The following is a 25,970-nucleotide window of genomic DNA, read 5'->3' on the forward strand; positions in this document are numbered from 1 at the left end:
GGGAACAAAGTAGGGAACAAGATGAAGCTGACCGTCCCGTTTATAGGCAAAGCCCCCCCCGGCAGGCATGGTGACGGCGGTGGACTCTACCTGCTTGTAAAGCAGGACAGACGCAAGACATGGGTGTTCCGATATCGCGACCGGACAACAGGGAGGCAACGTGACAAGGGTTTGGGCCCCTTCCCAGACATCAAGCTTGCTGAAGCCCGTGAGCTTGCTGCTGGCTGCCGTTCGCAACTCAGGCTAGGCATCGACCCAATTGCGTCCAGAAGGGTTGCTCTAGAGCGTGCCAAGGCCGAGCAAGGCAGGATGCTGACGTTTGGTGAATGCGCCAAACGGTTCATTGCCGCCAACCAGCCTTCTTGGCGAAACGCAAAGCACGCTGACCAGTGGCAATCGACCATCGACACCCACTGCCGCGCGTTTCTCAATCTTCCCGTCTCTGAAGTCGACACCAACCACGTGTATAGCGCTCTCTATGCCATATGGGAAAGCACGACAGAGACCGCGACAAGATTGCGTGGACGCATAGAGCGAGTTCTGGACTGGGCTAGCGTCAACAAGCTTCGTTCAGGCGACAACCCAGCCAGATGGAAGGGAAATCTGCAACATTTGCTCCCTCCCCCTGAGCCACTCAAGAAGGTTGAGCATCGCCCCGCCCTCCCATATGCAGAAATGCCCGAGTTCATGAAGAAGCTCCAGCAACGTAGGGAGTTGTCAGCGCTTGCCTTACAATTTCAAGTCCTGACAGCCACCCGACCAGGTGAGGCAACAGGCGCGAAGTGGGAAGAAATTGATTGGAAACAAAAGCTCTGGACAGTGCCGCCGAACCGAACAAAGACCAAGAAAGCGCACGAAGTTCCGCTAAGCGGACACGCCATAGCGCTTCTGAAAAAAATACCCAATGAAGGAAAGCCACATCTGTTCCCGGGTAAGGCGAACAGGCCAATCGTCACCGCATCGCCCTTAAAGGTTCTGCGAACGATTCCAGGCGCCGAAGACGCTACTTGCCATGGATTTCGTAGCTCGTTCCGCGACTGGGCAGCTGACAAGACAAAGCACGAGCGAGACATCATTGAGATGTCACTTGCACACAAGGTAGTCGGGAGAGTCGAGGCGGCCTATCTACGGACCAAGATGCTTGAGAAGCGAGCAGCGCTGATGGAGGACTGGGGAAACTATTGCCTCAAAATCACAGACAGCCGATAGCACCATGCCCCACGACCACCGCAAGTACCTAAGCACTCAAGTCCCCAGGAAGTCAAACTTGTAGCATCAAAACCTTAACCCTCTTGGACAAACCGACTACCGCTATAGCGCCAAGCCTTCTTTGCCGGAAGACTTCGGACCTTGACAGTACCGCCATTCACATCAAGGTAGTAGCTGCTGCCATTCCTGTTAACGTATCCGGGCAGAGTCGCAGCGCTGACATCCCGCCATTGCCGGCCGTCGAAGCGCTCCACAGTCAGCAAAGGCGTACCGGTATTGTTCTCGGTATACACGACAAGCGTATCGGTCGAGCCGGGCGGCAAGAAAATCTGAGTACTTGCATCCAACTCGGCAAGGCCGCTGGCAGCATCCACAAGCACGAAGTCCGATACCGACAGACTAGCGTAATCCGAATGCGCCTTCAGGGCCGCGATGGCGTCGTAGATGCTCTTGAAGCCCGCAGAGGCCGCCAATCCACTGTTGTTGCCGCAATCCGAAGTCAGCGGCAACATAGTTCGCTTGGCTTTCACGTCCGCCAGACGGGCTTCCAGTCGCTCATCGTACATTTCGTCCTCGGGCAGCACCCGCAAGCCTGACAGGACAACGGTCGCTTCGCCCTTGGCACTGTAGCCGCATCCGGTTCGTTGCGGCGCTTGGGCAATACCAAGCAGCTTGGAACCCTCGGCAGAATTGGATACGCACAGGGCACCGCCGAACTGCCGTAGCTGGGGACTCCGTGAGGTCGATGCAGCATCTAGCTGGAAGCAGAGGTTTACCCCCTCGTCCGTCTCTTTCTGCGATGCGTCGCGGTACTCCCATTGCCCACTGACCACTAACGGGGAAACCTGAGCTTGCGATGCCAGTGGGAACAGCGCAAGAGCCGTTGCCAGTACGATTCGATTCAACATATGTTCGTTCTTGTATCGGGTCAGTTCGAGTACGGCAGGCGATAAACGGACTGCGCCTTGTAACCGGGGTTCTGGGCTTCGGCGGTACGTCGGGCTTGGTCCGGAGTGCTTGCGTGGACCGTCACCACAAACGTGCCACTACCGCCACCCGAGCGGCCCATCTTCACTTCGTACGTTGCCATTGCGGTTCGCCTTCACTCTTGCTGAGTAGTTAGAAGGAGAGCGTAGACACGATGTCCTTTGCGCTCGGCTCTGAGACCAGCTCGCGGACCACCCTGTAGGCGGGAATGCTGCCTCGTACGTCAGCGCACACCAACGTCGCGGCACCTTCTTCGTAGCGCACTGCTGCTATGCGTTCCTCGCCCGGATGAAAGGTGACCCCGGTCATGCCTGATGCGCTGTAGGACCGGCCAATCACGCGCCCCTGCCCGTCGAAGGATGCGCATTCCATGCTCACTTCTCGCGGTCCGTCGCTGGCGTTCTTCATGACGCAGTTGTAGCTAACAGGTCCGCGTCGTTCGCATGAAGCTGCACGCACGTATCCGAATGAGACTAGTTCATTAGGTCCAGCGATCGCCGCCAGCTTGTCGCATCCGGCCAGCGAAAGAAGAAGAAAAACAAGAGAAAGCGAGCGGATGGCGCCCATGATGTTCCTCATCGGTACGAGATAGGGATAACTGCCGAACCAGCCAAAACTCAACGTCGTTGCAGGTCAGCTTCGCAGTTGGGGCAAGAATGGATATCCCGGCCACCCGAGAGCGCCAGAGCGCTTGCCAAGCTGCCAACGATGACAGCAGCCATCATCCCGATACCGCCGAACAGGGCGGACGAAATACTTGCCGCAATCGCGGCCAACAGAATGCTTCCCCACCAAGTGGCGTACCAAGGCTTGATGCGCGCTTTGATGCCCATCGGGCCGACGTAGCCGCATTCGAGGCAAGTGATGCGCTCAGCATGCTGACGGTACTTCTTCAGGTTCTGCCTGATGTGCTCGGGCAGGACGCCGGATTGAGCGGGGGTTCCGCTAGGCTCGTTCTGACTCATCAATTTCCCCTGTAGTTGGCAATTCCATGCAACACGCCATAGGCACAGCCGACTAACTCACTTGCACCCTAAAAACCGCCGAACACCCTGAAAACCCTGCTGGGCAGGGCTTTCAGGCCAAATGGTGCTACCCGCTCGCATAGGAACAAGAAAGTCCCTCCATGTCGCTTGCTACAAATAATGTAGCATACAAGCTAAGCCGGCAAGGCCATCCTGTAGGGCGCTACAGGACTGCTCTTCCACGGCCCATGTTGTCCTCCAATCTCCGCAGCATGTTCGCCAAGCGCCTGAAGGAGGCGCGCTTGGGCTTGGGCATCTCCCAGCGTGAGCTTGGCAGACGGATTGGCCTCTTGGAGGAAGTCGTGTCCAGCAGGGTCACGCGATACGAGTTAGGGACTTCGGAACCCGACTTCGCGACAGCAAGCAAGCTCGCCAAGGAGCTTGGCGTTCCATTGGCCTATCTGCTGGCCGACAACGACGCACTTGCAGATATCATTCTTGCGGCAGCAAGCATGCCTCCCGCCGAACAACGGAAGCTGGCCGCCGAATTGAGGGCAAAGAAGAAAGGCGCAGCTAAACAGTAGCCGCTTGTAGCTGCAATGCCCGATACACGCTACTGCGACTGATTCCAAATCGCTCGGCTAGTTGTTCGATGCTGAAGCCTTCTTCGGCTCGCATCTTGCGGATGCGCTCTTCCTGAGCTTCTGTGAGCGCCTTCTTACGGCCAAACTTCACACCTTTCCGCTTTGCCAGCGCGATGCCGTCAGCTTGGCGTTCGGCACGAATGTCCGCCTCAAACTCAGCGAACGCACCCAGCAAGTTGAACATCAACTTCCCTTCGGATGTCGATGTGTCCAACCCTTGGTCCAGTACCTGCAAGCTGACGCCCTTACGCTTCAGCAGGTCGGCAATCTTCGCCAAATCAATGACGCTTCTGGCAATGCGGTCGAGGCGACTCACGACCAACACATCCCCCTCCCGGACGTATTCAAGGGCCGCCTGAAGCTCCGGCCGGTTGTCTGCCTGTCTGCCCGAGCGCTTCTCCCGGTACACCTTGGTGCAGCCGGCCTTTGCCAACTTCTCAAGCTGCACATCCAGCGACTGCCCCTGCGACGAAACCCTTCCGTAGCCGACTTTAGCCATTCGCTCGTCTCAGATCTTCTTAGAGATTTCGAGATTATCATTTTGAAACGACTTTTGGAACTCCAACAAGGACATCCCAATTCGTATACATTTTGAGGTGACTCCTATGCTCTGGCCTGTTAGCTTTAGATGAAGACTGGGACATCCGCGCCCACACAAGCGAGACAAAGGAATGGCCGAGACAGGCAATACGGCGAGGATGGCGGAAAAGCTGTGCGACGAACTGTTCGGAGAGTTTCTCTGGACGAAGGTTGGTCCCACCAATGCCAATTGGAAATGCGCCACTCCCGATGTTCATGAAGTTACGACCCATCCCACGGATGTGGTCTATTTCTACGATGAACCCTACTCACTGAGGCGCACCTACCTTCAGTGCGACCTCAAGAGTTATGCGAAGGGCAGCATCACATCGACCGCCGTCCGAGGAGCACTTGAGAGCCTGGCGATGCAAGTGGCGTGTGCGGAAATGAGCGACGAGTGGCGCTCTTTTTATGCTCATGACCATGTCACCTATGCAGTTACCGGCCTCCTGGTAATTTATAACCATGACGGAGGGTATGACGCAAACTTCTCCGACAACCTCGCACACGTCAAGACCGAAGATATACAAATCCCGAAGGACTCGAAACTAGTAGTTCTGGGGCCTAAGGAAGTTTATTGGCTCGACAACATAAGATACGAAATAAGGCAAATGCGCGGCTCTTCCGGGAGTGACAAGATACCCGTCGCAGAGCATTGCCGCTTTTTCTTCCCCCAACTCGCGAGTCGAGCAAACCTCCAAACGGAGAGTGCAATTGCTGCGACTTTGGAGATGCTTACCTCTCCATGGGTCATTCTTGAACACAGAGCGCCCGGCGAGAAGCCGGGCATGGTCATTTTCTACAAAAGGGAGGGGAAGACAACAGACGAGTTCATGTACTTATTGGATTACCTCAGGCAGCATGGAGTGTTCGATGAGGAGCGTACCATTCGCATAAAGTCTTTCGATGCGGATAAGACATGTCCCGCAAATTTTCAGAAGGCCGCGCAGAGGTATGTCGAGGAAATGAGCGATGGCGATGGCGCGAATGACTTGGGCAAGCGGATAGCCGCGGTTGATTTCTCCAATATACCGCAAGTCAGGTCAACTTTCTCTACTGTCGAAATTGGAATGGACTATGAGAAGAACAAGTGAGCATCTAAGCGCCACGGATCGCGAAATTCATGATCTCCTGGTTTCCAGTAAGCAGCGCATAACTGAAGGCGTGCTCCGTGAATTGGCTAGGGCGCGGGGGATATTCTTTTCCGCTCAGGAAACGAGAGAAGAGTTGGCAGACAAGCTATCCATTCTTGCTCATGACTACTTCGACATCGTGGACATTATTGACCGCAGACAGCCGTCAAGCAGAGGCGAGAAAACAACCACGCTTACGATTGATGCATCGGTTACTCAAGACGAACTCAAAGCAGTGCTTGGCTCCTACAAGGAAGAGAAGAAAGACGCAGAATCGGTGAAGTTCAATCTCACAGGGACGGAATCAGCCGTCTTGGAGATTGACTATGATGAGTTTGATTTTTCCAAAACTCGCCTCGCGCAACGGCAGCCCAAAGAGGCTAGGATCGAATTCAAGGCGGCAGGCGGCGCTATCTCGGTGCGCATGCCGGCTAGCGATAAGGCCCGCGAAGTTGTAGCCAATCTTCAGGACAAACTGAGTCGACTTAAGAAGCAAGAGATTGACACCATCCAAATCGAGGTGGGAACACTGACGCCCGAACTTCGAACGAAGTTCTTTACAACATTGATGTCTAAGCTTCCTGGTTACACCTACCGAACAGTGACGAATGTCCGCGTCTCGCCCAGCGAAAGGCTCGATGAGGACGACGAGCTTTCTCTAGAGGATGAGGCCCCAGAGGAAATTAAGGAAGAGATTCTTTCGTATGTCCGAAGCGTCGCGATGTCCGGAGAAAATCTCGCCGTTTCCCCAGAATACAAGCAACTCTTAGAAAGTGGCTATTTCGTTACTGCCATAACGTGGCGGGCTGAACATCGGGCGTCCCCATATCACTTGGTGAGATTTGAGGCGGGATTTGAAAATGGCGCTACAGGAACTGGATTCCGATACAGCGTACGCTATGCTCCAAGAACAAAAGATGGGAGCTATGCGACCACCTTTCGGTCTTTCGATTCCATTGAGCGAGAGCAGCATTTGCAGGCACTAGAAGTGTTTGCGCGGCAAACGCTGGACGATCTTCAGGAGTTGAATGATACAGACGAAGGGACTGCTAGCGGAAAGGTCAATCGGCCATGAGTCGTGTGCGATGGCTAGAGGCCGAATGGGGGGTGACGCTACGCCAGCTGGCGAACGCCCTTAAAACCGAGCGGTTTGCTAACGACTCTTCGGAGGGATTCGTTATAGACCGGATCAGACGGGATTCAATTGAGGCACGATACATCCAGCGCATCGAGCTAACCGAGGTGGTTATGGACCCTTTTGGTAAGGAGTCATCATATCAAAGACTGTCGTTTAATGAGCAGGCGTTCATTGTTTCTAATATGAATCCCGGCTTGGAATTAAAAAATGGCTCGAGAAGTCTGCAGCCCTTCTTTTCGCTCCTGAGTCAGGTTACAGATTTCAAGTTCGCGGTGAAGTCGATAAGCGTCGACGTGGACGCCTGGATGGCTGCTTTTATGAAGAAATCCCCAAGCAAGCTAACGCCTGATGCGGTCCAAGTTGGGGGTATTGCTTTTCATGATGGCGCCACCGCGAGAGCAATCGTCAAGTCTGGCCGTGGCGACGCGAGCGCCGCAGCTAAGGAAATTGTCGCAGGGAAGCCATATGTCGTGGAAAAGGTTCGCCTACGGCCGAAGCCAGGCACGAAAGGCACAATTTTGCTGTCGTCGAACTGTGCCGCAACGGTTACGGGCTTCTCAATCCATGAGGAGTCCGTTTTGCTTGAAGTGCTCAGGGAAACATTGCGCCGAGCTATCGAGTGACCACAACTCGAAGGGGAAGGAAGATGCTGAAGGCGCTATCCGGCAGCGGAAAGATTAAGCAAGAGGATTGCAAGTTCACCGCGGACGTGGCAGGCGCAGCTTTCGCAAACCAGCTGTTCGTGAGATTGGTAGCAAAACAGCAAAAATTTGTTCGTGTTGATTTTCGCTACTCAACTTTTGAAGCAGCCTATCTCCGCAGTTGCATTTTTGATTCATGTGATTTCACTGGCTGCCGATTCATTGCGTGCAATTTTCATGGCTCATCTTTTACTGGCTGTAAATTTGAGTATGCAATATTCGAGCGAACAGACATAAGTAGTGACATTCTATCCACAGAATGTCCTGGAAGCGAGAACCTAAAGTTGAGATTTGCTCGCTCACTTAGAATGAATTATCAGCAGCTAGGAGATGCGACTTCGGTTAACAAAGCTATCGGAGTGGAACTCGCAGCCACAGAGGCGCACTTATACAAGTCATGGAGATCGAACGAGTCCTACTATCGAAAAAAATATTCAGGCATCAATCGGCTGAGGCAATGGGCTAACTGGGCAAGCTTCAAAGTTCTCGACATAATTTGGGGAAACGGTGAGCGCCCGTTGAAGCTCTTACGCACTGTGCTTGCGCTCTTCGTCGGAATAGCAGTGGTTGACGCAATTGTCCGCCGTAACCCAGCGGTAGTCACCAGCTATTTAGAAGGATTGGCTACTGCTCCACAAATATTTTTGGGGATTGAGGCCCCCTCAAGCTATTCAGGCTGGTATTTGAGCACCATTGCGTTGGCTCGTTTGATTCTATTTGCCCTCTTCATGGCAATCATCGTTAAGAGGTTCAACAGGCGATAATTATGCACCTGTATGCTTTCGGCTCGGTCTGTCGAGGTGAGGTAACTCTCGGCTCGGACATTGATTTGCTGGCAGTGACTGACGGTTTCGATTCGAGGTTTGACGTTAACATATATTCGGTTTATTCTTATGGCAGGCTACGTGATATGTGGGTGGAGGGCGCTCCATTTGCGTGGCACCTTTCTTTGGAGTCGAAGCTCATCTATTCTAGTGATGGGGACGACTATTTGAAGATGCTGGGCAGGCCGGCACGGTACAACTCAGCCCTAACTGATTGCGCCAAGTTTGCGGCACTCTTCAAGAGAGCATCCGCCTCGCTGAGCCAAGGAACAAATAGCCGGGTATTTGAACTTTCCACTATTTTTCTCGCAGTGCGGAACTTTGCCACATGCTTCTCTCTTGGCGCTGGCGACAGCCCAGACTTTTCACGGTACTCGGCCCTGCGTCTTGGGCCCCATAGTCTTCGAATCGACCAAGATGCTTTTGACACTATCGAGCGAGCACGGATACTCAGCACGCGTGGCGTGGGAAAAAGTATTAACAAGACAGACGAGTGTGTCGTTATTTCGCAGCTTGATTACATCGCCGCATGGATGGAAAGATTAACGCGAGCAGTCGAACAATGAGCGAATTCAGCAATAGGATTGACGCCCAACGAACCATTCTGAGCTTGGTCAACCAGACTCCTTGTGCCCGTGAGGAACTGTTTGGCCTGTCTAAACGAGCGATTGACCGATGGGTCGCGGTCAACGTACTTGACCAGGAAAGTCGTCTTGTTAAGTTAGTCGTAGCTGCGGGGGAAGGGCTGTTCTTTCTAGCGAATAAGAGCCAAGAGCAAGTTACCGAGGAATACAAGCTGAGGTCAGTTCGTATATCTGAGATAACCTCGATGCTTCGTGAGGAACTTGTTCGTGTCAAAATTCCCCAATAATAAATCAGGGGAGAGCTTTACTCCCCTTTGCCGTAGCCAGCGATATACCCGAGGCGACATGCCTCCATACGAAGTGAATCGAGTTCTTAAGTCGTCGGTCTGATGGGTATAAACAGAACAAGCACTCCATCAAAGTTGTCGTAGCATTTCTTCAGGGCGTAGTGGGCTAGCTCGCTCCTGTCGTACTCGTTATCCAACTCGATGAACCAATCGTCTCTATTCGGACAGTTCACTTTTGGGTCACCGCACAACTTTCCTGAAGACCGCCAAAGCTTCCGGACTACTTCCTTGTAAGCCACGGGGCTATCTGGCAGACGCATGAGGCAATGGATGTGTGTTCCCTGTCGAACACTCGGCGGCGATGTGCTCCACGTCATCTCCTTACCGAAGTCTTCCACTATCGGACACATGGGAATCCGCTTCTTCGATTTCCGGCCGAATAGGTGGCACTTCAGCTTGTGGGCGAAGGTGCCGAATGTCTTCTCCGCAAACTTGTAGCTAACCCCATCTTCGCCACTGAAGGTCAATGTCACCATGACATTATGCTCTCCGCGCAGGAGCCAGTCTGTGGCCTGTTGTTGAAAGTCAGTTCTCGAATACTTTGAATCCGTGTCGTCCATTGCCTATGCCTTCAAGAGCGTTGTGCGCTTGTGCTCTTATGTGATACTTATTGGTACTATTTACATTTCGCAATTACGGACTCCACTTTGGCCAGGCCCGGCGGCAACCCAGACCTTCTCAAGGTGCGCAACGCCGGCACCAAGAGAGCGAACAACAAGCGGCGGAAGCTCGCAGACGACTACGCGCGTGCAACCGGCGAAAAGTTGATGGAGGCGACCCGCCAACATGGAGGCATGCTCCATATCGAGTACGCGGAATGGTTGAATGAGAACGACTGGCCTACTCGGCGAGGTGGGCGCTGGACTGCGACCCAGGTCGGTCGAGTGTTCAAGAGGCTTGGATTACCGGAGCCAGCAGGGCGAACCAGAGGGGAGCGGCGACGCCCGCAACAATAGCCAATCCAGCCTGAGCATGGAGCAATGGCTCAGCTTGCAGCTGTCGAATCGACGCCAGCAAGGATGAAACGGGCTGCATTCCATTACGTAGGGAACAAAGCGGGGAACAGTCAACCGTTCAGCCGGAAAGTCCTTAAGCTTCATACAGCTGCATAGCTTGTTGGCGGAGAGAGTGGGATTCGAACCCACGGAAGGTTTGACCCTTCGCCGGTTTTCAAGACCGGTGCCTTAAACCGCTCGGCCATCTCTCCGTTTGCGAACGCGGCGGTACTGCGGAAGAGCGTCGCAGCCGCTTGAAGCACAACGCCGCGGAAGCGCGACGCTGCAGTGCCTGTCCCGCTCGGCGCGGTCGGTGCCGCTGACAGCACCGCATGCACCCCGCACCCAAAACGACCGGCACGGGCGCGCATTTTCGCACGCCCGCGTCGGTTTTGCGCGACCGACGTACCCGGCCGGCGTCTCGGTCAACCCGCCTCGACCGCCATCGCGCCCAGGGTCGAATGCTTGGCCTTGGTGCGTTCGGGGCAGTTGCCGCCGCAGTCCAGGCGCGAAGCCTCGATCTGGCGCGGCAGATGTTCGGCGAGGAAGTCGATGAACACGCGCACCGCCGGCAGCAGGCCGCGGCGCGAGGCGAACACGGCGTGGCAGATGCCCTGGGGCAGCGACCATTCCGGCAGCACCACTTCCAGTTCGCCGTTGCGCACGGCTTCGGCGCAGACGGTCTCGGGCAGCAGGGTGATGCCGAAGCCGTCCTTGACCATCGACTGCAGCAGCGGGAAGTCGAAGCCGGCCACGCGCGGTTGCAGGTCGACGCGGCGCACTTCGCCGGCCGGGCCGTGCAGTTCCCAGCGCTGCCGCGCCTCGTCCTCGCTGATGCTGAGGGTGACGTGCGAGGTCAGTTCCTCGGGATCCTTGGGGCGGCCGGCGCGGTCCAGGTACTTGGGGCTGGCGACCAGCAGTTCCTGGACCTGGCCGAAGCTGCGCATCACCAGGCTGCCGTCGTCGTCCAGGCGCGAACGCACGCGCAGGGCGACGTCGTAGCCTTCGTTGATGATGTCGACACGGCGGTTGCTGATGTTCAACTGCAACCGCACCTTGGGGTACTGGTCGAGGAACATCGGCAGCAGCTTGGGCAACTGCATCTGCGCCAGCGACACCGGCACGCTGACCCGCACCAGCCCGCGCGGCTCGGCGCTGAGCCGGTCGACCACTTCGCGCGCGGCCTGCGCCTCGGCCAGCATGGTCTGGGCGTGGCGATGCACGCTCATGCCCAGGTCGGTGACGGCGAAGCGGCGCGTGGAGCGCTGCAGCAGGCGCACGCCCAGATCGCTCTCCAGCTGGCTGATGCGGCGGCTCAGGCGCGACTTGGGGATGCCCAGGGCGCGTTCGGCGGCGGCGAACCCGCCGTGGTCGACCACCATGGCGAAGTAGTAGAGATCGTTGAGGTCGTGCATGTTCTTTCGATATTTAGAACGATGGGGACAATCGGATCCGGTTCATTCTACTCCTACAACGATTCGCGCTGCAGGGACGCCGGTCGCGCTCGCAGGACTCAGGCACGCACGGACAACGCAGGGTAACCCTGGCCGGGCTAGCGCGAGGTGACGGGTGCGGGGTTTGGTGCACGCGGAACGCCGTTCGCGGCGCGTGCTGCATGGCGTAATGGGACATGCAGGCGAATGCCCTGCCCTGCCAAGTCGAAAACATGCGGGTGCACAGCGCGGCGCGTGAAACATGGGCAATCAAGCCCGCACGCGCAGTCGCACACAGCGCGTCGCCGCAACAACTAGCGGCGACGCCAGAGGATCGCCCGGAGCCGACGCCCCGGGCCCGAGCCATCAGCCGATCCGCTCGGCCCCGCCCATGTACGGGCGCAGCGCGTCGGGCACGGTGATCGAGCCGTCGGCGTTCTGGTAGTTCTCCATCACCGCGATCATGGCGCGGCCGACCGCGGTGCCGGAGCCGTTGAGCGTATGCAGCAGCTCGGGCTTGCCGGTGGCGGGGTTGCGCCAGCGCGCCTGCATGCGCCGCGCCTGGAAATCGCCGCAGTTGGAGCAGGAGGAGATCTCACGATACGTCTGCTGCGACGGCAACCAGACTTCCAGGTCGTAGGTCTTGCTGGCGGAGAAGCCCATGTCGCCGGTGCACAGCAGCATCTTGCGGTACGGCAGGCCGAGCGTCTCCAGCACCACCTCGGCGCAGCGGGTCATGCGTTCGTGTTCGGCAGCACTGTCCTCCGGGCGGCACACGCTGACCAGTTCCACCTTCTCGAACTGGTGCTGGCGGATCATGCCGCGGGTGTCGCGGCCGCCGCTGCCGGCCTCGGAGCGGAAGCACAGCGAGTGCGCGGTCATGCGCAGCGGCAGGCGCTCGGCCTCGACGATTTCGTCGCGCACCAGGTTGGTCAGCGAGATCTCCGAGGTGGAGATCAGGTAGCGCTTCTGTTCGCCCAGCGCGGTGGCGAACATGTCTTCCTCGAACTTCGGCAACTGGCCGGTGCCGTACAGGCTGTCGGCGTTGACGATCACCGGCACGTTGGTTTCCTGGTAGGCGTGCGGGCCGGTGTGCAGGTCCAGCATGAACTGGGCCAGGGCGCGGTGCAGGCGCGCGATCGGCCCGCGCAGCACGGTGAAGCGCGCGCCCGACAGCTTGGCCGCCGACTCGCCGTCCAGCCAGCCGTGGCGTGCGCCGAGTTCGACATGGTCCTTGACCTCGAAATCGAAGCTGCACGGGCTGCCCCAGCGCTGCAGTTCGACGTTGTCGGCCTCGTCCTTGCCCGTGGGCACGTCGGCCTGCGGCAGGTTGGGAATCTCCAGCGCCAGCGTCTCCAACTGCGCGCGGATCTCGTCCAGGCGCTGCTCGGAGGCCTTCAGCTCGTCGCCGAAACCGGCCACTTCGGCCATCAGCGCGGTCACGTCCCCGCCCTTGGCCTTGGCCTGGCCGATCGCCTTGGAGCGGCTGTTGCGCAGGCTCTGCAGTTCCTGGGTCCGCACCTGGATGCGCTTGCGGTCGGCCTCCAGGGCCTCCAGGACGGCCACGTCCAGCGCATAGCCGCGGCTGGTGCGCAGGCGCTCGGCGAGGTCGGCGGGCTGTTGGCGAAGCAGAGCGGGATCGAGCATGGGCGCGGGGTGCCAGGGGAACGAACCCGGGATTATCGCCTGTCCGTCGCGGTTTTGCCGACCCGCACCCGTCGCGGCGCGCGATTCACCGCGGCTATGCCAGAATCGGGCGGTTCCCCACGGTGAGCCCCATGTCCACGTCGCCCTCGTCCTCCAAGTCCGGCATCGTGCTGCATCTGCCGCGGCGCCTGCTCGCGATCGTCGGCATCGCCTTCGCTGTCGGCCTGCTGCTGTTCCTGGTGGTATGGCTGGTCGGACGCAAGGACAACGATTTCTACAAGCCGCAGCCGGCCCAGGTGCAGCAGGAGACCGAACAGGTGAAGCCGCTGCCCGAGCCGCTGCCGGCCGGCAGCGCCGCCAGCAGCATGCCGCAGGCCAAGCCAGCGCCCGCCGGCGACGCGCCGAAGCTGGTGGAGACCGCACCGGCACCGCCGCCGACTACGGAAGCACCAGCGCCTGCCGCAGGCAGCGATGGCGCCGGCAGCACGGCCACCGCGCTGGCCCCGGGCGACCGCCCGGTGCCGCTGGAAGGACAGACCCCGCCGCCGCGCTATCCGCCGGCGGCGCTGCGCCGCGGCGATGCCGGCACCGTGGTGGTGCGGGTCGAGGTCGACGCCAGCGGCGCGCCCGCCGGCGTGGCCCTGGTGCGGCGCAGCGGCTCGCGCGACCTGGACCGCGCGGCGATGGAAACCGTGCGCCGCTGGAAGTTCCGCCCCGCACAGCAGAACGGCCGCGCAGTCCCCGCCAGCATCGAGATCCCGTTCGACTTCAAGCCGGGGCCGTAACTGAATCGCCGCCGGGACGCGCGGGCGGCGTTCACATACGGGTGACACCGCCGGGCCGGGTCTTGGGCGAAACTGGCCCCGCTCCCACGGCACCGGAGTTGCCGCCATGCCCACCCCTTACAAGTCGACACAGCCGCTGGATGCGTGGAAACGCCCTTCCGCGCGACCGTCCGTTCGCAGGGAGCCGCATGCCCGCGCCGACCGCGGCTCGCCTTGGGCCTGGGTGATCGTGGTCGCACTGGCCCTGGCGGTGACTGGCTGGTGGCTGGCCCTGGTACAGAACGACGAGGGCAGCAGCAGCGACCGCACCACGACCTCAACGCCGAAGGTCGACCCGCCGCGCCCGCAGCCGGCACACTGATCGCGGATCGACCGCACGCCTCACGCCCTCTTCATAGACGCGGCCACGCTGGCGCACTCCCCGCTTTTTTCCAGCCGGCGTGCAAGGTGTGTCGAGATGCGCGGAGCTGGCGATGTCTCGACCAGCCCACCGTCGCCAAGAAAAGCACTGCGCTGAGCTCCACATCTCCCGCGCACACGTCCACGCGCAGCCGCGGCTCAGGACTCCACCTGCACCCCTTGGCGTCCCACGACCGCGGTGACGGCCGCCGCGATCCGGTCGAGCATGGCATCGTCGGTGCGGGCGACGTTGAGGCGTACGTGCCGGTGGACGCCATGACTCGAAAACGTGCTTTCGTGCGCAAGCATCATGCCGTCCGCGCGCAGGATGTCCGTCACCGCTAGCGCATCGACGCCTTCGCCAAACGACACCCACAGGTACATGCCCGCCCCGGCCTCCATCGCCTGCCAGCCGCGGGCGCGGATCTTCGCCAGCAGCGCATCGCCGCTGACGGCCAGCTTTTTCTGCAGCCTTTCGCAGTGCTGCTCGTAGCCACCTTCGGTGAGCAGGTGGTGCACGAGCTGGTCGGTGAGCAGCGAGGAGTGGATGGACCCCACCGAGCGCATCAGCAGCAGGCGTTCCATGCGCTGGCTGCCGGCGGCCAGAAAGCCAGCGCGCAGCCCGGGGGCCATGGTCTTCGAAAAGCTGCCGATATGGATCACCCGCTCCAGATGATCGAGCGCGGCCAGCCGCGTGACCGCCCCCAGCTTGCTGCGCGGCAACAGGTCGCCATAGGTATCGTCGTCGACGATCCACATCGCATGCTGCTCGGCGAGCTTGAGCAGCTGGTGGGCCTTGCGCGGCGACATGCTGGTGGAGGTGGGGTTGTGGAGCACCGCGCTGCAGAAGAATGCCTTCGGCTGGTACTTCTCGCACAGTTCCGCCAACTGCTCCAGGTCGGGCCCATCCTGCAGGCGGCGCACGCGCAGCACCCAGAGGCCGCTGGCCATGAGCCGCTGGGTGTGGAGGAACGGCGCCGGCTCCTCCACCAGCACATACTGCCCCTGATAGAGAAAGGACCAGATCACCAGGTCCAGGGCATCGGTGGCGCCTGCCGTGGTGACGATCTGCTCGGCGCTTGCGCCGATGCCGATCGTGCGCAGCCGGGCACTCAGTGCCTCGCGCAAGGGCAGCCAGCCGCTGACGTCGGCGTATTCGAACAGGCTCCTGCGAGGGCGTGCGGCCAGCGCCTGCAGGGCCTGGGCCAGCGCCTCGGTCCCGATCCATTCGACAGGGAGCGTGCCGAGCGCCGAACCGCCATGCGCCTGGTCCGAGCGCAACAAGTGGCTCCAGGAACCAGGGGCCGCAGGTCCGGCCCACCCTCCGGCCGGGGCCGACTTGCCCAACTGACGGGCCTGCGGCGCCACATAGAAGCCCGAGCCACGACGGGCCTGCAGATAGCCAGCCGCCGCCAGCTTGTCGTAGGCACGCAACACCGTCTCATTGCTGATGGCCATGCTGGCGGCCATCGCCCTGACCGACGGCAGGCGCTCGCCGATCTCCAGCGACTGCTGTTCGATCCGTTTTCTGACGTCATCGAAGATCCGATCGATCAGCGGCCCGTTGGTGCGTGCGGCCGGCGCCGCCTTGCGCTGTCGTTTGGAGCCGTTCTTCGTGGAAGGGGGCGTTGGCATGGGCGGAGCGTGTGCCGAAGAGAAAGAGGAGAGGTGTAGGCCACAGGATCATAGACCGGCGACACCCCGGACCGACCGCCTGAGCCACATGGATGACTGCAGTTGCCAGACAGTTGGCCGGCATGCCCATTCAGCAAAAACGCCCGACGCACCATCATGGCGCGCAGCCTCGCCGCAGAGCGCACCTTTCGTGTAGCACCGCACCAAAATTGTGCCATACGCGACGGACAACACGCCCATATATACGCGACTGCCTACCTGCGTGTGACAGCACGCCAAATTCATCTGTACCAAACACTTTTTGCGTGGCATGCTCGGCCAATGCCTCGCCTGACGAGGCTGGCGCACCGGGAGGGTCGCGTCGGGATAAGTCGCCTGAAAAGCGTACTAAACACATGACTTGCAGCTACGGAACACCAGATCGCGTCCGTTGACAGCGATTTGCCAACCACGCCACTCCAGAGGATTCCACCGTGTCTCCCATCAAGTCCCCGCACAAGCCGACTCCGTTTCGTTCCACCGCGCTGTACGCCGCCCTCACCCTCGCCCTGCCAGCCGGCGTGCATGCCCAGCAGCAGGACGGCCCCGCCGCAACGACGCAAGTCGCCCCGGAGCCCTTGAACTTCTCGATTCCGGCCGGCCCTCTGTCTGCCACCCTCGAGGCGATCGCTCGGATCAGCGGTAAGTCCATCCAGTTCCAGGAAAAAGACGTCCAGGGCATCGGCGCCCCCGCCATCTCCGGCCAGACGACCGCACAGGGCGCGGTGCAAGCGGCCGTCTCGGGCAGCGGTTTGACCATGGCGTCGGCCTCCGATGGCTCGATCCGCGTGTTCGTGCAGCAACTCGATTCGGTCACCGTCACCGCCAAGCGCGACGAGGCCGAAACCGGGTTCCACGCCTCCAGATCCTCTACCGGTACGCGCGGCGACTCCGATCTGCGCGACGTGCCGCAGTCGATCACCGTGCTGACGGCCAAGGTGCTGGAGACCCAGCAGTCCGCGACCGTCGAAGACGCGTTGCGCAATGTCGCCGGCGTGGTGGTGCAACCCGCGACGCAGGGGTCCAGCGGTTTCAACATCCGCGGCTTCGGCGCGAACGCCGCCACGCTGTCCAATGGGCTGACCAATCCCAATTCGGTCAAGACCAACGTCGCCGGCGTGGAGCGCGTCGAGGTGCTCAAAGGACCGCAAGCCCTGCTCGCCGGTGCGAACGCCATCGGTGGCACGCTGAACATCGTGACCAAGAAGCCGACGACCGAGCCGATCCGCAATGCATCGGTCAGCTACGGCAGCCATGCCGAACGCACCGGCACCCTCGACCTGGCCGGCGCCATCAACGGCAGCAAGGAATTCAGCTATCGCCTGATCACCTCGGCCACGCGCGCCAGTCGCAGCTTCGCAGGGTACGACGGACGTTCGCAGCACTATGGATTGGGCGAGGTGCGCTGGAAGACGGCGGATACGGATTTCATCTTCGGCGTGTCGGCCGACGACTCGCACACGCCAATCGACCGGTACACGGTGGCGATCCGCGGCTTCATCGAGCCGCCTCCCTCCACCCTGCCCGGCAACAGGAGCAATGGCGTCGATGCCGACACGCGCTCGGTGTTCTACACGTTGCAGCATTCCTTCTCGGACGCACTGGAATTCAACAGCCGCATGCAACGCGTGAGCACCGACCTGGATCTGGCGCTGTGGACACCCCAATTTCCGATCAGCGTTTCCAACCTGCTGCTGAGCTATAGCGGCACCATCACCCGCTCGAACCAGACCACCACCAGCGGCGATCACTACCTGAGCTACCGGTTCGCGACCGGGCCGGTGGAGCAACGCCTGGTGGCCGGCGTCAACCACACCGATTACAGCTTCGACCAGACCCAGTACAACGGCCCGAGAGCGGTGGTCCGCTTCGACCAGCCGACCCAGTCCCCCTTCCCTGCCCTGGTGCGTAGCGATGGCAGCCGCTCCTACCGCTCCTACTCGCCTCAGGAACAACTGGGCCTGTACCTCCAGGACACCCTGAAATGGGAGCAATGGACGCTGGTGGCGGGCTTGCGCCACACCCGCATGGACACCGGACCCGGCTTCATCACCGTGTACACCAATCCCCCCACGCCCGACATGACGACACCCAAGCGATCTTTCAGCAAGAACACCGTCAATGCCGGACTGATCTACAACCTGGACGCGAACACCTCGATCTACGGCAGCTACGCCGAAGGCTTCATGCCGCTGTTCTCCGACCTGACCATCTGCGGCACGTCGTCGTCGTCCACCCCGCCCACCCAGTCCAAGAGCAGGGAACTGGGCATCAAGAGCAACGTGGACGACCGTTTTTCCTGGTCGGCCGCCGTGTTCCAGATCGATCAGTTCAACCTGCTGCAGCGCAATCGCGCGCTCAACTGCAACACCCTGATCGACGGGCAGCGATCCAGGGGCGTGGAACTGGAGGCAGCGGGCAACCCCATGCCCGGGCTCAACCTCATCTTCAACTACTCTTACAACAAGCGCGAGAGCCTGTTCGATCCGGACCTGCTGCCCGGCGCAGGACCGCGCACCCAGGTCAGCCTGTGGAGCACCTACGATTTCCAGTCGGAGCGGTTGCGCGACCTGAGCGTCGCCTTCGGCATCAGCGCATGGGACGACTCCGTCCTGGGCATCAGGAAAGGACAGCCTAGCGCGCCCGGTGGTGCCCGCATCGATACCGGCATCGCCTATACCCAGCCGAGATGGTCGCTGCGTCTGGGCGTGAAGAACCTTGCGAACCGAATGCTGTACGGCTTTTCCAACTCGACCCTGTTTGTTCCCGTCTACGACAAGCGTACGTTCACGCTCACCTATCAGTTCAAGCTCTGACCATGCACGTGCAACGCCACCGTCCCCGCCTGCGCGACCTGATCCTGCCCTACTGGACGTCGCGCGAAAGCTGGCGCGGCTGGGTGCTTCTCGCGACACGGCTGTTGCTCATGTTCACCAGCGTCTACGTCGCCGTCTGGGCCAACCAGTTGTCGGGCCAGGTGGTGGATGCGCTGGTGAAGCGTGAGTGGAACGACATCTGGCGCAGCCTGGGCCTGTCATGGATCGCCGGCATTCTGGCGATGCTGGTCTCCATGGTGCTGCTGTTCGCGATCACGGAACTGCAGCAGTACGAGTGGCGCACCGCCATGACACGCTGGTTCGTCAACGCCTGGACCCGCCAGCGCACGTACTACGCCATCGAACGGGATGGCGGCCTGGACAACGCGGACCAACGCATCTCGCAGGACATTCCGCGTTTCATCGAGCTGACGCTGCAGCTGTTCCTCAACCCCATCCAGGTGGTTGTCGGAGCCGCGTCCTTCACCGTCGTTCTGTGGAACCTGTCCGGCACGCTGCGCTTCACGCTCTGGGGCATCGACTTCGCCATTCCCGGCTACATGGTCTATCTGGTCTATGCGTACTCGGCAGGTTCGTTGCTGATCTCGCATCTCACCGGCCGCCCGTTGATCTATCTGTTCAATCGCCGCCAGACCGTGGAAGCCAATTTTCGCTACCGCGGCATGCAACTGCGCGAGAACGCCGAGCAGATCGCCTTCTACGACGGCGGCGCGCAGGAAAAGCAGCGGCTGGATGCATCCTTCGAGGACGTAAGGGCCAACTGGCGGGACATCATCGCGCGCAACGTCAAACTGATCCTGGCGCGCGAAACCTATTCGACGATCTTCTCCTCCCACCTCCTGCCGACCGCGTCAGCGCTGCCGCGCTATCTCTCGGGCGCCATCACGATGGGCGACGTGACGCGCGCGGGCGGCGCCTTCACCGCCGTCAGCAGCAGCCTGGCTTTCTTCAGCCAGGCCTACGTCACCTTCACCGAATGGTGGGCCCTGGGCAACCGGCTGCGCGATCTGCTGGGCGTCATCCAGGAGGTCAACGCGCTCCCCCCCGGCATCCACATCGGGCGTACCACCGGCGATGCCATCGCAGCGCAGAACCTCGCCCTGCACAAGCCAGACGGAGAACAGTTGGCCGCCATCCCCGAACTGCGCATGCGCCGGGGCGAACGCTGGCTGGTGCGCGGCACCTCGGGGGTCGGCAAGAGCACCTTGCTGCGCGCCATCGCCGGCATCTGGCCTTACGGTGAAGGCGAGATCGGCCACCCGCAGGGCGGACAGCTGATGTTCCTGCCCCAGCGCAGCTACATCCCGCAGGGCACGCTCAAGGCCGCGCTGTGCTATCCGGGGCAGCCCGAGGATTTCGACGACGCGCGCGTGCGCCAGGCGCTGCATGAAGTGCGCCTGTCAGCGCTGGCGGATCGGCTTTACGACAGCGACCGCTGGCAGCAGAAGCTCTCCGGCGGCGAGCAGCAGCGACTGGCGATCTGCCGTGCGCTGCTGCACCGGCCCGACTATCTGTTCCTGGACGAGGCCACCAGTGCGTTGGATCCGGATACCGAACAAGCGCTGTACCAGGCGCTGCTGCACGCGTTGCCGAACGGCACGTTGATCAGCGTCGCGCACCGCGAATCGCTGGCCTCCTACCACGACCACGTGCTGGACCTCACGCCGCGCCGCTGCGAAAGCGGCAGCCAGGCCGGCGACGGTGCAGAACCCTCTCCGACGACGGTCTGAATCGGCCTTCGCACATATCTGGTTTCTTTTCTCCGTCACCACAGGACCGAACCATGTCTTCCCACGTCACCGCCATCACCGAAGCGAGCTTTGCAGAACACGTCCTCCAATCCTCCGGCCCCGTGCTGGTGGACTTCTGGGCCGAATGGTGCGCTCCCTGCAAGCAGTTGCTGCCCATCCTGGACGACATCGCAGAGGACTACGCCAGCGATGCGCGCGTGTGCAAGATCAATGCGGACGAAAACAAGGCAACCATGCAGCAGTTCCACGTGCGCGGCCTGCCCACCATGATCCTGTTCATGGACGGCCAGGAAAAAGCCCGCCTGGTGGGCCTGGTCTCCAAGACCCGGATCGCCCAGCTCATCGACGACTGCCTGGAAGGCTGACATGACCCTGCGCGCATACCATGGCGACCCGGACCTGCGCCGGCAGGCGATCGACACGCTGCAATCCCTGGAAAAGGCCGGGCGATGGGAGCATCGCCCGCTGTACTGGAACGGCGAGGTCGGCAGCTTCATCGGCAGCCTGCTGCAAGGCGACGACCTGGACCGCTGGGAAGCCGATTACGGCCTGCCGAAGTGGCTCGCCCTCACGATCGATTCGATGGTCGCAGCCAATTCGACGCTCGGTGTGTCCTGGGGCATCCACCTGATGCAGGGCATTGCGCCTGGCATGGCGATGGACACCGTGGGTAGCCGCAGCCTACTGGAGCTGCTCAACGGCCAAACCCACGGACTGAACCACCTGGACGCTGCCGCGGGCCTGGCCGAAGCGCTGGAAGGCGTGGCCGCGCTGCATGCGGCACGCCTGGCGGGCCAGGACATCGACAGCGCCAGTTGGCGCAAGGCACGCCGCGCGGCGGTCGCGCAAACCGACGCCCAGACGCCCGGGTCGGTGGCCGCATCCGTGGGAACGTGCATCGAAGCCGCGGCCTGGGACCCGATGCAGTCCCGCAGCGCCGTGTCGGACACGCTGCGCGGCTGGATGAACGCACGTATCGCCGCGAACATGGCCGTCTATCCGTGGGGCCAGGCAGAAGACGACGACATGAAGCAGGTGCTGGAAACCCTGCATGCGGAAGACATGGCCAGCCGCGAGCCCGGGGACACCAACTACACCAATGTCTTCACTCTGCTGGAGCAAAAGCATCCCGAGAAAGCGAAGCGGCTGAGAGCCTACTACCGGCAACAGAAGAGCCAGTACGGCAAGCAATGGCGCCAGGCGGCGCTGGTGATGCAGAACATCCTGCATGCGGCCGACGGCGACGCGCCCGCGGCGCTCATCCCGCGCAAGCACCTGTTCGCCAACCCGGCGCGGGCCTCCATGAGCATCAGCCCGGACGGGCAATGGCTGGCATGGCTGGCAGACGGCGATGGCGTGATGAACATCTGGGCCGCGCCCAGCAGCAACCCGCGCGTGTCCCGACAGATCACCCGGGACAAGCGTCGCGGCATCCAGAGCTTCAATTGGACCTACGTTCCCGGCATGCTGCTGTTCTCGCAGGACCGCGATGGCGACGAGAACTTTCAGGTGTTCGGCGCCGACCTCTCGGACGGGAGCCTGCGCGCCTTGACGCCTTCGGTGGCCGGCGTCCGCACGGGCGTGCAAAGCATCAGCCGGGAGCGGCGCGAAGAAATCGCGATCGTCTCGAACGCGCGCGACGCACGCTTCTTCGATGTGCAGGTGCTGAATCTGCGCACCGGAGAGATGCAGTGCATGGAAGAGAACACCGGCTTTTCCGGCTTCGTGGTGGATGCGCACTACCAGGCGAAGCTGGCCGTGCGCAACACACGCGATGGCGGCAGCGAATGGCTGCGGCGCGATGCCACCGGGGTGTGGCAGCCCTGGCAGGTGTTCTCGGCGGAAGACGGGCGCAGTTCGGCCCCCTCCCATTTCGACGTCGAGGGCCGCACGCTGTACGCCTACGACAGCCGCGGGCGCGACACCGCCGCACTGGTGGCGATCGATTGGAACAGCGGCGCCATCACCGTGCTGGCCGAAGACCCGCGCGCCGACATCGGCGGCATGATCACCGATGTGGCCAGCTACCGTCCCCTGGCCTACGGCGTGACCTACGAGCGCTTCAAGCTGCACATGCTGGACGATGCGATCGAGCGCGACATCGAAACCCTCGACGGCTATGCCGGCGATGGCGAATGGCGCCTGACCTCGCGCACCGAAGACGACCAGCAATGGGTCGTCGCCCTGTCGTCCGATACGCGGCCGTCCTCCACGTGGCTATACGACCGCAAGAAGCAAGTCATGCGGCACCTGCTGGATCTGCGTCCCGAACTCACCTGGGTTCCGCTTGCGCGGATGCAGCCGGTGGTCATTCCGGCGCGCGACGGCCTTTCGCTGGTGTCCTACCTGACGGTGCCCGCAGGCGCCGAGGAAGGCGACCTGCGCACCACCTCGCCGTTACCGCTGGTGATGCTGGTGCACGGCGGCCCCTGGTCGCGCGATGGCTTCGGCTTCAATCCCATGCACCAATGGCTGGCCAACCGCGGCTACGCGGTGCTGAGCGTCAACTTCCGCGGCTCGACCGGCTTCGGCAAGCGCTTCGTCAACGCCGCGGACGGCGAATGGGGCCGCAAGATGGACGAAGACCTGGAAGACGCCGTGACCTGGGCCATCGAGCGCGGCATCGCCGATCCCAAGCGTCTGGCCATCTTCGGCGGCAGCTACGGCGGCTACGCGGTGCTGTCGGCGCTCACCCGTTATCCGTCGCGCTACGCCTGCGGCATCGACGTGGTCGGGCCGTCCAACCTGGAAACGCTTTTGGCCTCTATTCCGACCTACTGGGAGGCGGACCGCATCCGCCAGCACCGTGCGATGGGCGACCCAGCCACTGCGGAGGGACTGGCTCAACTGCGCGACCGCTCGCCCCTGCATCGCGCCGCGCACATCCGCGCGCCGCTGCTCATTGCCCAGGGCGCGAACGACCCGCGGGTGAAGCAGGCGGAGTCCGAGCAGATGGTCGCCGCCCTGCGGCAGAGCGGTATCGCGGTGACCTATGCGCTCTACACGGACGAAGGCCATGGCTTCGTGCGGGAAGCCAACCGCATGTCGTTCAATGCGCTGTGCGAAGACTTCCTAGCCCGCCACCTGGGTGGCCGCGCCGAAGCGTGGTCGGCAACGGACTACCCGGGCCATTCGCTGCTGCTGGCGCAACATACCGCACGCCATGTCGCATGAGGGGCACTGTCTCCCCCAGTTGCGCGCTACCGCGTTCTGCACGTAGCGCGCAACCGACAGCGCGTCTGGTCGACTGACCGACGGGCATTGCGTGGACGCATCGAGCCAATCGCGCGGCGGCCTGAAGCGCCGCCGCAGGTTTGTCGCCGCACCGGGAGTGGGGGCAGGCGGTAGGTCGCCGGTGGCCGAGCGGCGATCGCGGAGGCGAGATGCGCGACTGCGCCGGCACCGTGTGCCCGCGTTCCACCGCGCACGCGTTCGCGACACGCACGCGAATCGCTCCGCGTGCGCAGCGCTCGAGTCATGCACCCCGGCCTGCGGTTACGCAGGCCGGAAGCGCCCTCAATCGGCTGCGCGCAACCCGAATCCGGCCCCGCGCGCCAACGTGTCGAAGCCCGGGAACGACGTCGCCACGTTCGCCACGTCCTCGATCCGCACGTCGCCCTGCGCCAGTTGCCCGGCGATGGCGAAGGCCATGGCGATGCGATGGTCGCCGTGGCTTTCGATGGTGCCGGCGCCCAGCGTGCCGCCGTGGATGGTGGCGCCATCGGGCGTTTCGTCCACGACGATGCCAAGGCTGCGCAACCCGGTGGCCATCGCCGCCAGGCGGTCCGATTCCTTGACCCGCAGTTCCGCCGCGCCGCTGACTACGGTCCGACCTTCGGCCGCGGCCGCGGCCACGAACAACGCCGGGAACTCGTCGATCATGTCCGGCACCACGGTCTCCGGAATTCGCGCACCGCGCAGCGGCGTGTAGCGCACCCGCAGGTCGGCCACCGGCTCGCCGCCATGCTCGCTGTGGTTGTGCTCGACGATGTCCGCGCCCATCAGCCGCAATGCGGCGAGCAGGCCGGTGCGGCGCGGATTGAGTCCGACCGCCTTCAGGGTAATGTCGGAGCCGGGAATGATGCTGGCCGCGACGATGAAGAACGCCGCCGAGGAGAAGTCCGCCGGTACGGCGATGTCGGTGGCGCGCAGGCGCTGGCCGCCGCGCAGCCGCGCCTGGCCGGGCGCGAAGTCGATCTCCACGCCGAACGCGGACAGCATGCGCTCGGTGTAGTCGCGGGTGGGATGCGGTTCCTGCACCGAGGTCACGCCCTCGGCATACAGGCCGGCCAGCAGCACCGCCGACTTGACCTGGGCACTGGCCACCGGCGAGACGAAGTCGATGCCGCGCAGCGGTTGCCCGCCATGGATGCGCAGCGGCGGCACGCCATTGGCCTCGGTGTCGATGCGCGCCCCCATCAGCGCTAGCGGCTCGGTCACCCGGCGCATCGGCCGCTTGGACAGCGACGCATCGCCGACCAGCACGCTGTCGAACGGCTGCGCCGCGAGCAGCCCGGCAAGCAGGCGCATGCCGGTGCCGGCATTGCCGCAGTCCAGCTCGCCCTGCGGCGCCTGCAGCCCATCCACGCCCACGCCATGCACGATGCGCTGCGACGGCGACGGCGTCTCGATCCGCACCCCGAGCCGCGCGAAGATCGCCGCGGTCGAACGCGTGTCCTCGCCCTCGAGAAACCCCTCGATCCGCGACGTGCCATCGGCCAGCGCCGCGAACATCACCGCCCGGTGCGACACCGACTTGTCCCCCGGCACCGTCAGCGCACCCTGCAGCGCAGTGCCGCGCGTTGCGATCCAGTCTTGCTCGTTGCTCATCATCGTTCCTGAAAGTCCAACCACCCGAAGATCCACCACCACTCAGCGACACCGGCGCCGTTACCGCGTATTTGCGCTACCGCGACCACGCCTACGCCTAGTCCGCCACCGCTGTTGCTGTTGCTGTTGCTCTTGCTGTTGCTGTTGCTCTTGCTGTTGCTCTCAATCCCCCCCGTAAGGGCTGGCGGACACGGCGGGTAAAACCCCGCCAGGGGCGACGCGCAGGATGCGCGTCGTTTTCGGCAGGCACATGGATGTGCCTTCCGAAAATTCCCGTCGTGTCCGCGGACCCCGCGCGGAGCGCGGGGCAGCCCGCCCGGGGGTGTGTTTCTTTTGGTTACTTTGATCAGCCTCCGGCTGCTGTAAAGCCCTTCTTTGCACAAGCAAAGAAAAGTGACTCGCGCGTCAGCGCGAAAGCTTTTGCCGTTGCTTTTGCCGTTGCTGTTGCCGTTAAAGCTGTCGCTGTTGAAGAAGGGATTCATTTACCGAGGAACGTTCTGTCGCGGCT

Annotated in this window: 22 protein-coding genes and 1 tRNA gene; 13 read left to right on the top strand and 10 right to left on the bottom strand. The window is 61.9% G+C overall.

Annotated features, from left to right (window positions below; translation table 11 throughout):
* Nucleotides 1-21: 21 nt before the first annotated feature.
* On the top strand, nucleotides 22-1,209 hold the full coding sequence (locus tag Q7W82_RS14065; RefSeq protein WP_242159019.1) for a site-specific integrase: 1,188 nt from the start codon (nucleotides 22-24) through the stop codon (nucleotides 1,207-1,209).
* Between the two features lie 74 nt (nucleotides 1,210-1,283).
* Here Q7W82_RS14065 and Q7W82_RS14070 read toward each other — a convergent pair whose 3' ends face one another.
* The 3 genes from Q7W82_RS14070 to Q7W82_RS14080 all read right to left on the bottom strand — a co-directional run bounded on the left by Q7W82_RS14070 (nucleotide 1,284) and on the right by Q7W82_RS14080 (nucleotide 3,161).
* Nucleotides 1,284-2,117 carry a hypothetical protein gene (locus Q7W82_RS14070; protein WP_242159020.1) on the bottom strand — a complete coding sequence of 278 codons (834 nt, stop codon included), beginning with the start codon at nucleotides 2,115-2,117 and terminating at the stop codon, nucleotides 1,284-1,286.
* A 211-nt stretch (nucleotides 2,118-2,328) separates the two neighbouring features.
* The gene (locus tag Q7W82_RS14075) at nucleotides 2,329-2,817 is read right to left on the bottom strand and encodes a hypothetical protein (RefSeq protein ID WP_242159021.1); all 489 of its coding nucleotides are present in this window, start codon (nucleotides 2,815-2,817) and stop codon (nucleotides 2,329-2,331) included.
* On the bottom strand, nucleotides 2,814-3,161 hold the full coding sequence (locus Q7W82_RS14080) for a hypothetical protein (protein WP_242159022.1): 348 nt from the start codon (nucleotides 3,159-3,161) through the stop codon (nucleotides 2,814-2,816). Before Q7W82_RS14080 ends, Q7W82_RS14075 begins: the two co-directional genes overlap by 4 nt.
* 272 nt (nucleotides 3,162-3,433) lie before the next feature.
* Between Q7W82_RS14080 and Q7W82_RS14085 the strand changes: the two genes are divergently transcribed.
* Nucleotides 3,434-3,745, top strand: a complete 312-nt coding sequence (locus Q7W82_RS14085; RefSeq protein WP_242159023.1) for a helix-turn-helix transcriptional regulator — start codon at nucleotides 3,434-3,436, stop codon at nucleotides 3,743-3,745.
* On the opposite strand, the gene Q7W82_RS14090 is transcribed toward Q7W82_RS14085, so the two are convergent.
* Nucleotides 3,735-4,304 carry a recombinase family protein gene (locus Q7W82_RS14090; RefSeq protein WP_242159024.1) on the bottom strand — a complete coding sequence of 190 codons (570 nt, stop codon included), beginning with the start codon at nucleotides 4,302-4,304 and terminating at the stop codon, nucleotides 3,735-3,737. The two genes, Q7W82_RS14085 and Q7W82_RS14090, sit on opposite strands and share 11 nt — an antisense overlap.
* A gap of 172 nt (nucleotides 4,305-4,476) precedes the next feature.
* Here Q7W82_RS14090 and Q7W82_RS14095 point away from each other — a divergent pair, with 172 nt between their 5' ends.
* The 5 genes from Q7W82_RS14095 (at nucleotide 4,477) to Q7W82_RS14115 (ending at nucleotide 8,746) form a co-directional block, all read left to right on the top strand.
* Nucleotides 4,477-5,478 (top strand): hypothetical protein, encoded by a 1,002-nt coding sequence (locus Q7W82_RS14095; RefSeq protein ID WP_242159025.1) that lies wholly within the window; start codon nucleotides 4,477-4,479, stop codon nucleotides 5,476-5,478.
* A gap of 133 nt (nucleotides 5,479-5,611) precedes the next feature.
* Nucleotides 5,612-6,592, top strand: a complete 981-nt coding sequence (locus Q7W82_RS14100; RefSeq protein ID WP_353949489.1) for a hypothetical protein — start codon at nucleotides 5,612-5,614, stop codon at nucleotides 6,590-6,592.
* Nucleotides 6,589-7,278, top strand: a complete 690-nt coding sequence (locus tag Q7W82_RS14105; protein WP_242159027.1) for a hypothetical protein — start codon at nucleotides 6,589-6,591, stop codon at nucleotides 7,276-7,278. Before Q7W82_RS14100 ends, Q7W82_RS14105 begins: the two co-directional genes overlap by 4 nt.
* A gap of 23 nt (nucleotides 7,279-7,301) precedes the next feature.
* The gene (locus Q7W82_RS14110) at nucleotides 7,302-8,120 is read left to right on the top strand and encodes a pentapeptide repeat-containing protein (protein ID WP_242159028.1); all 819 of its coding nucleotides are present in this window, start codon (nucleotides 7,302-7,304) and stop codon (nucleotides 8,118-8,120) included.
* 2 nt (nucleotides 8,121-8,122) lie between these two features.
* A complete protein-coding gene (locus tag Q7W82_RS14115; protein ID WP_242159029.1) occupies nucleotides 8,123-8,746 on the top strand; it encodes a nucleotidyltransferase domain-containing protein in 624 nt (207 codons plus the stop codon).
* Between the two features lie 391 nt (nucleotides 8,747-9,137).
* Here Q7W82_RS14115 and Q7W82_RS14120 read toward each other — a convergent pair whose 3' ends face one another.
* The 4 genes from Q7W82_RS14120 to serS form a co-directional block, all read right to left on the bottom strand.
* Nucleotides 9,138-9,671, bottom strand: a complete 534-nt coding sequence (locus Q7W82_RS14120; RefSeq protein ID WP_242159030.1) for a hypothetical protein — start codon at nucleotides 9,669-9,671, stop codon at nucleotides 9,138-9,140.
* A 557-nt stretch (nucleotides 9,672-10,228) separates the two neighbouring features.
* Nucleotides 10,229-10,318: transfer RNA gene (locus Q7W82_RS14125), tRNA-Ser, on the bottom strand.
* Between the two features lie 213 nt (nucleotides 10,319-10,531).
* Entirely contained in the window at nucleotides 10,532-11,521 is a 990-nt protein-coding gene (locus Q7W82_RS14130) for a LysR family transcriptional regulator (protein ID WP_160947841.1), read from the bottom strand.
* Nucleotides 11,522-11,905: 384 nt separating this feature from the next.
* Nucleotides 11,906-13,186 (bottom strand): serine--tRNA ligase, encoded by a 1,281-nt coding sequence (serS, locus tag Q7W82_RS14135; protein WP_242159031.1) that lies wholly within the window; start codon nucleotides 13,184-13,186, stop codon nucleotides 11,906-11,908.
* 131 nt (nucleotides 13,187-13,317) lie between these two features.
* On the opposite strand from serS, the gene Q7W82_RS14140 reads away from it, so the two are divergent.
* Together Q7W82_RS14140 and Q7W82_RS14145 are read left to right on the top strand one after the other, a co-directional pair.
* Nucleotides 13,318-13,971, top strand: coding sequence for an energy transducer TonB (locus Q7W82_RS14140; protein WP_242159032.1), 654 nt, complete (start codon nucleotides 13,318-13,320; stop codon nucleotides 13,969-13,971).
* Between the two features lie 106 nt (nucleotides 13,972-14,077).
* Nucleotides 14,078-14,332 carry a hypothetical protein gene (locus tag Q7W82_RS14145; RefSeq protein ID WP_242159033.1) on the top strand — a complete coding sequence of 85 codons (255 nt, stop codon included), beginning with the start codon at nucleotides 14,078-14,080 and terminating at the stop codon, nucleotides 14,330-14,332.
* 197 nt (nucleotides 14,333-14,529) lie between these two features.
* Here the strand turns inward: Q7W82_RS14145 and Q7W82_RS14150 are convergent, their stop codons facing one another.
* Nucleotides 14,530-16,005 (bottom strand): PLP-dependent aminotransferase family protein, encoded by a 1,476-nt coding sequence (locus tag Q7W82_RS14150; protein WP_242159034.1) that lies wholly within the window; start codon nucleotides 16,003-16,005, stop codon nucleotides 14,530-14,532.
* 473 nt (nucleotides 16,006-16,478) lie between these two features.
* Here Q7W82_RS14150 and Q7W82_RS14155 point away from each other — a divergent pair, with 473 nt between their 5' ends.
* The 4 genes from Q7W82_RS14155 (at nucleotide 16,479) to Q7W82_RS14170 (ending at nucleotide 23,806) form a co-directional block, all read left to right on the top strand.
* Nucleotides 16,479-18,860 carry a TonB-dependent receptor gene (locus tag Q7W82_RS14155; protein WP_242159035.1) on the top strand — a complete coding sequence of 794 codons (2,382 nt, stop codon included), beginning with the start codon at nucleotides 16,479-16,481 and terminating at the stop codon, nucleotides 18,858-18,860.
* Between the two features lie 2 nt (nucleotides 18,861-18,862).
* Entirely contained in the window at nucleotides 18,863-20,611 is a 1,749-nt protein-coding gene (locus Q7W82_RS14160) for an ABC transporter ATP-binding protein/permease (RefSeq protein ID WP_242159036.1), read from the top strand.
* A 53-nt stretch (nucleotides 20,612-20,664) separates the two neighbouring features.
* Nucleotides 20,665-20,997: a thioredoxin gene (gene trxA, locus Q7W82_RS14165; protein ID WP_242159037.1), complete on the top strand. Its 333-nt coding sequence runs from the start codon at nucleotides 20,665-20,667 to the stop codon at nucleotides 20,995-20,997.
* Between the two features lie 286 nt (nucleotides 20,998-21,283).
* Entirely contained in the window at nucleotides 21,284-23,806 is a 2,523-nt protein-coding gene (locus Q7W82_RS14170) for a S9 family peptidase (RefSeq protein WP_242159038.1), read from the top strand.
* A 342-nt stretch (nucleotides 23,807-24,148) separates the two neighbouring features.
* Here the strand turns inward: Q7W82_RS14170 and aroA are convergent, their stop codons facing one another.
* Nucleotides 24,149-25,465: a 3-phosphoshikimate 1-carboxyvinyltransferase gene (gene aroA, locus Q7W82_RS14175; protein WP_242159039.1), complete on the bottom strand. Its 1,317-nt coding sequence runs from the start codon at nucleotides 25,463-25,465 to the stop codon at nucleotides 24,149-24,151.
* Between the last annotated feature and the right edge of the window lie 505 nt (nucleotides 25,466-25,970).

Origin of the sequence: Xanthomonas indica (assembly GCF_040529045.1) — a bacterium.
Lineage (GTDB): Bacteria > Pseudomonadota > Gammaproteobacteria > Xanthomonadales > Xanthomonadaceae > Xanthomonas_A > Xanthomonas_A indica.

Excerpts from the sequence above, each read along its gene's own strand:
- Q7W82_RS14065 (WP_242159019.1), top strand. The coding sequence starts at position 22 with ATGAAGCTGACCGTCCCGTTTATAGGCAAAGCCCCCCCCGGCAGGCAT.
- Q7W82_RS14070 (WP_242159020.1), bottom strand. The coding sequence starts at position 2,117 with ATGTTGAATCGAATCGTACTGGCAACGGCTCTTGCGCTGTTCCCACTG.
- Q7W82_RS14080 (WP_242159022.1), bottom strand. The coding sequence starts at position 3,161 with ATGAGTCAGAACGAGCCTAGCGGAACCCCCGCTCAATCCGGCGTCCTG.
- Q7W82_RS14085 (WP_242159023.1), top strand. The coding sequence starts at position 3,434 with ATGTTCGCCAAGCGCCTGAAGGAGGCGCGCTTGGGCTTGGGCATCTCC.
- Q7W82_RS14090 (WP_242159024.1), bottom strand. The coding sequence starts at position 4,304 with ATGGCTAAAGTCGGCTACGGAAGGGTTTCGTCGCAGGGGCAGTCGCTG.
- Q7W82_RS14095 (WP_242159025.1), top strand. The coding sequence starts at position 4,477 with ATGGCCGAGACAGGCAATACGGCGAGGATGGCGGAAAAGCTGTGCGAC.
- Q7W82_RS14105 (WP_242159027.1), top strand. The coding sequence starts at position 6,589 with ATGAGTCGTGTGCGATGGCTAGAGGCCGAATGGGGGGTGACGCTACGC.
- Q7W82_RS14110 (WP_242159028.1), top strand. The coding sequence starts at position 7,302 with ATGCTGAAGGCGCTATCCGGCAGCGGAAAGATTAAGCAAGAGGATTGC.
- Q7W82_RS14115 (WP_242159029.1), top strand. The coding sequence starts at position 8,123 with ATGCACCTGTATGCTTTCGGCTCGGTCTGTCGAGGTGAGGTAACTCTC.
- Q7W82_RS14120 (WP_242159030.1), bottom strand. The coding sequence starts at position 9,671 with ATGGACGACACGGATTCAAAGTATTCGAGAACTGACTTTCAACAACAG.
- Q7W82_RS14130 (WP_160947841.1), bottom strand. The coding sequence starts at position 11,521 with ATGCACGACCTCAACGATCTCTACTACTTCGCCATGGTGGTCGACCAC.
- serS (WP_242159031.1), bottom strand. The coding sequence starts at position 13,186 with ATGCTCGATCCCGCTCTGCTTCGCCAACAGCCCGCCGACCTCGCCGAG.
- Q7W82_RS14140 (WP_242159032.1), top strand. The coding sequence starts at position 13,318 with ATGTCCACGTCGCCCTCGTCCTCCAAGTCCGGCATCGTGCTGCATCTG.
- Q7W82_RS14145 (WP_242159033.1), top strand. The coding sequence starts at position 14,078 with ATGCCCACCCCTTACAAGTCGACACAGCCGCTGGATGCGTGGAAACGC.
- Q7W82_RS14150 (WP_242159034.1), bottom strand. The coding sequence starts at position 16,005 with ATGCCAACGCCCCCTTCCACGAAGAACGGCTCCAAACGACAGCGCAAG.
- Q7W82_RS14160 (WP_242159036.1), top strand. The coding sequence starts at position 18,863 with ATGCACGTGCAACGCCACCGTCCCCGCCTGCGCGACCTGATCCTGCCC.
- trxA (WP_242159037.1), top strand. The coding sequence starts at position 20,665 with ATGTCTTCCCACGTCACCGCCATCACCGAAGCGAGCTTTGCAGAACAC.
- Q7W82_RS14170 (WP_242159038.1), top strand. The coding sequence starts at position 21,284 with ATGGCGATGGACACCGTGGGTAGCCGCAGCCTACTGGAGCTGCTCAAC.
- aroA (WP_242159039.1), bottom strand. The coding sequence starts at position 25,465 with ATGATGAGCAACGAGCAAGACTGGATCGCAACGCGCGGCACTGCGCTG.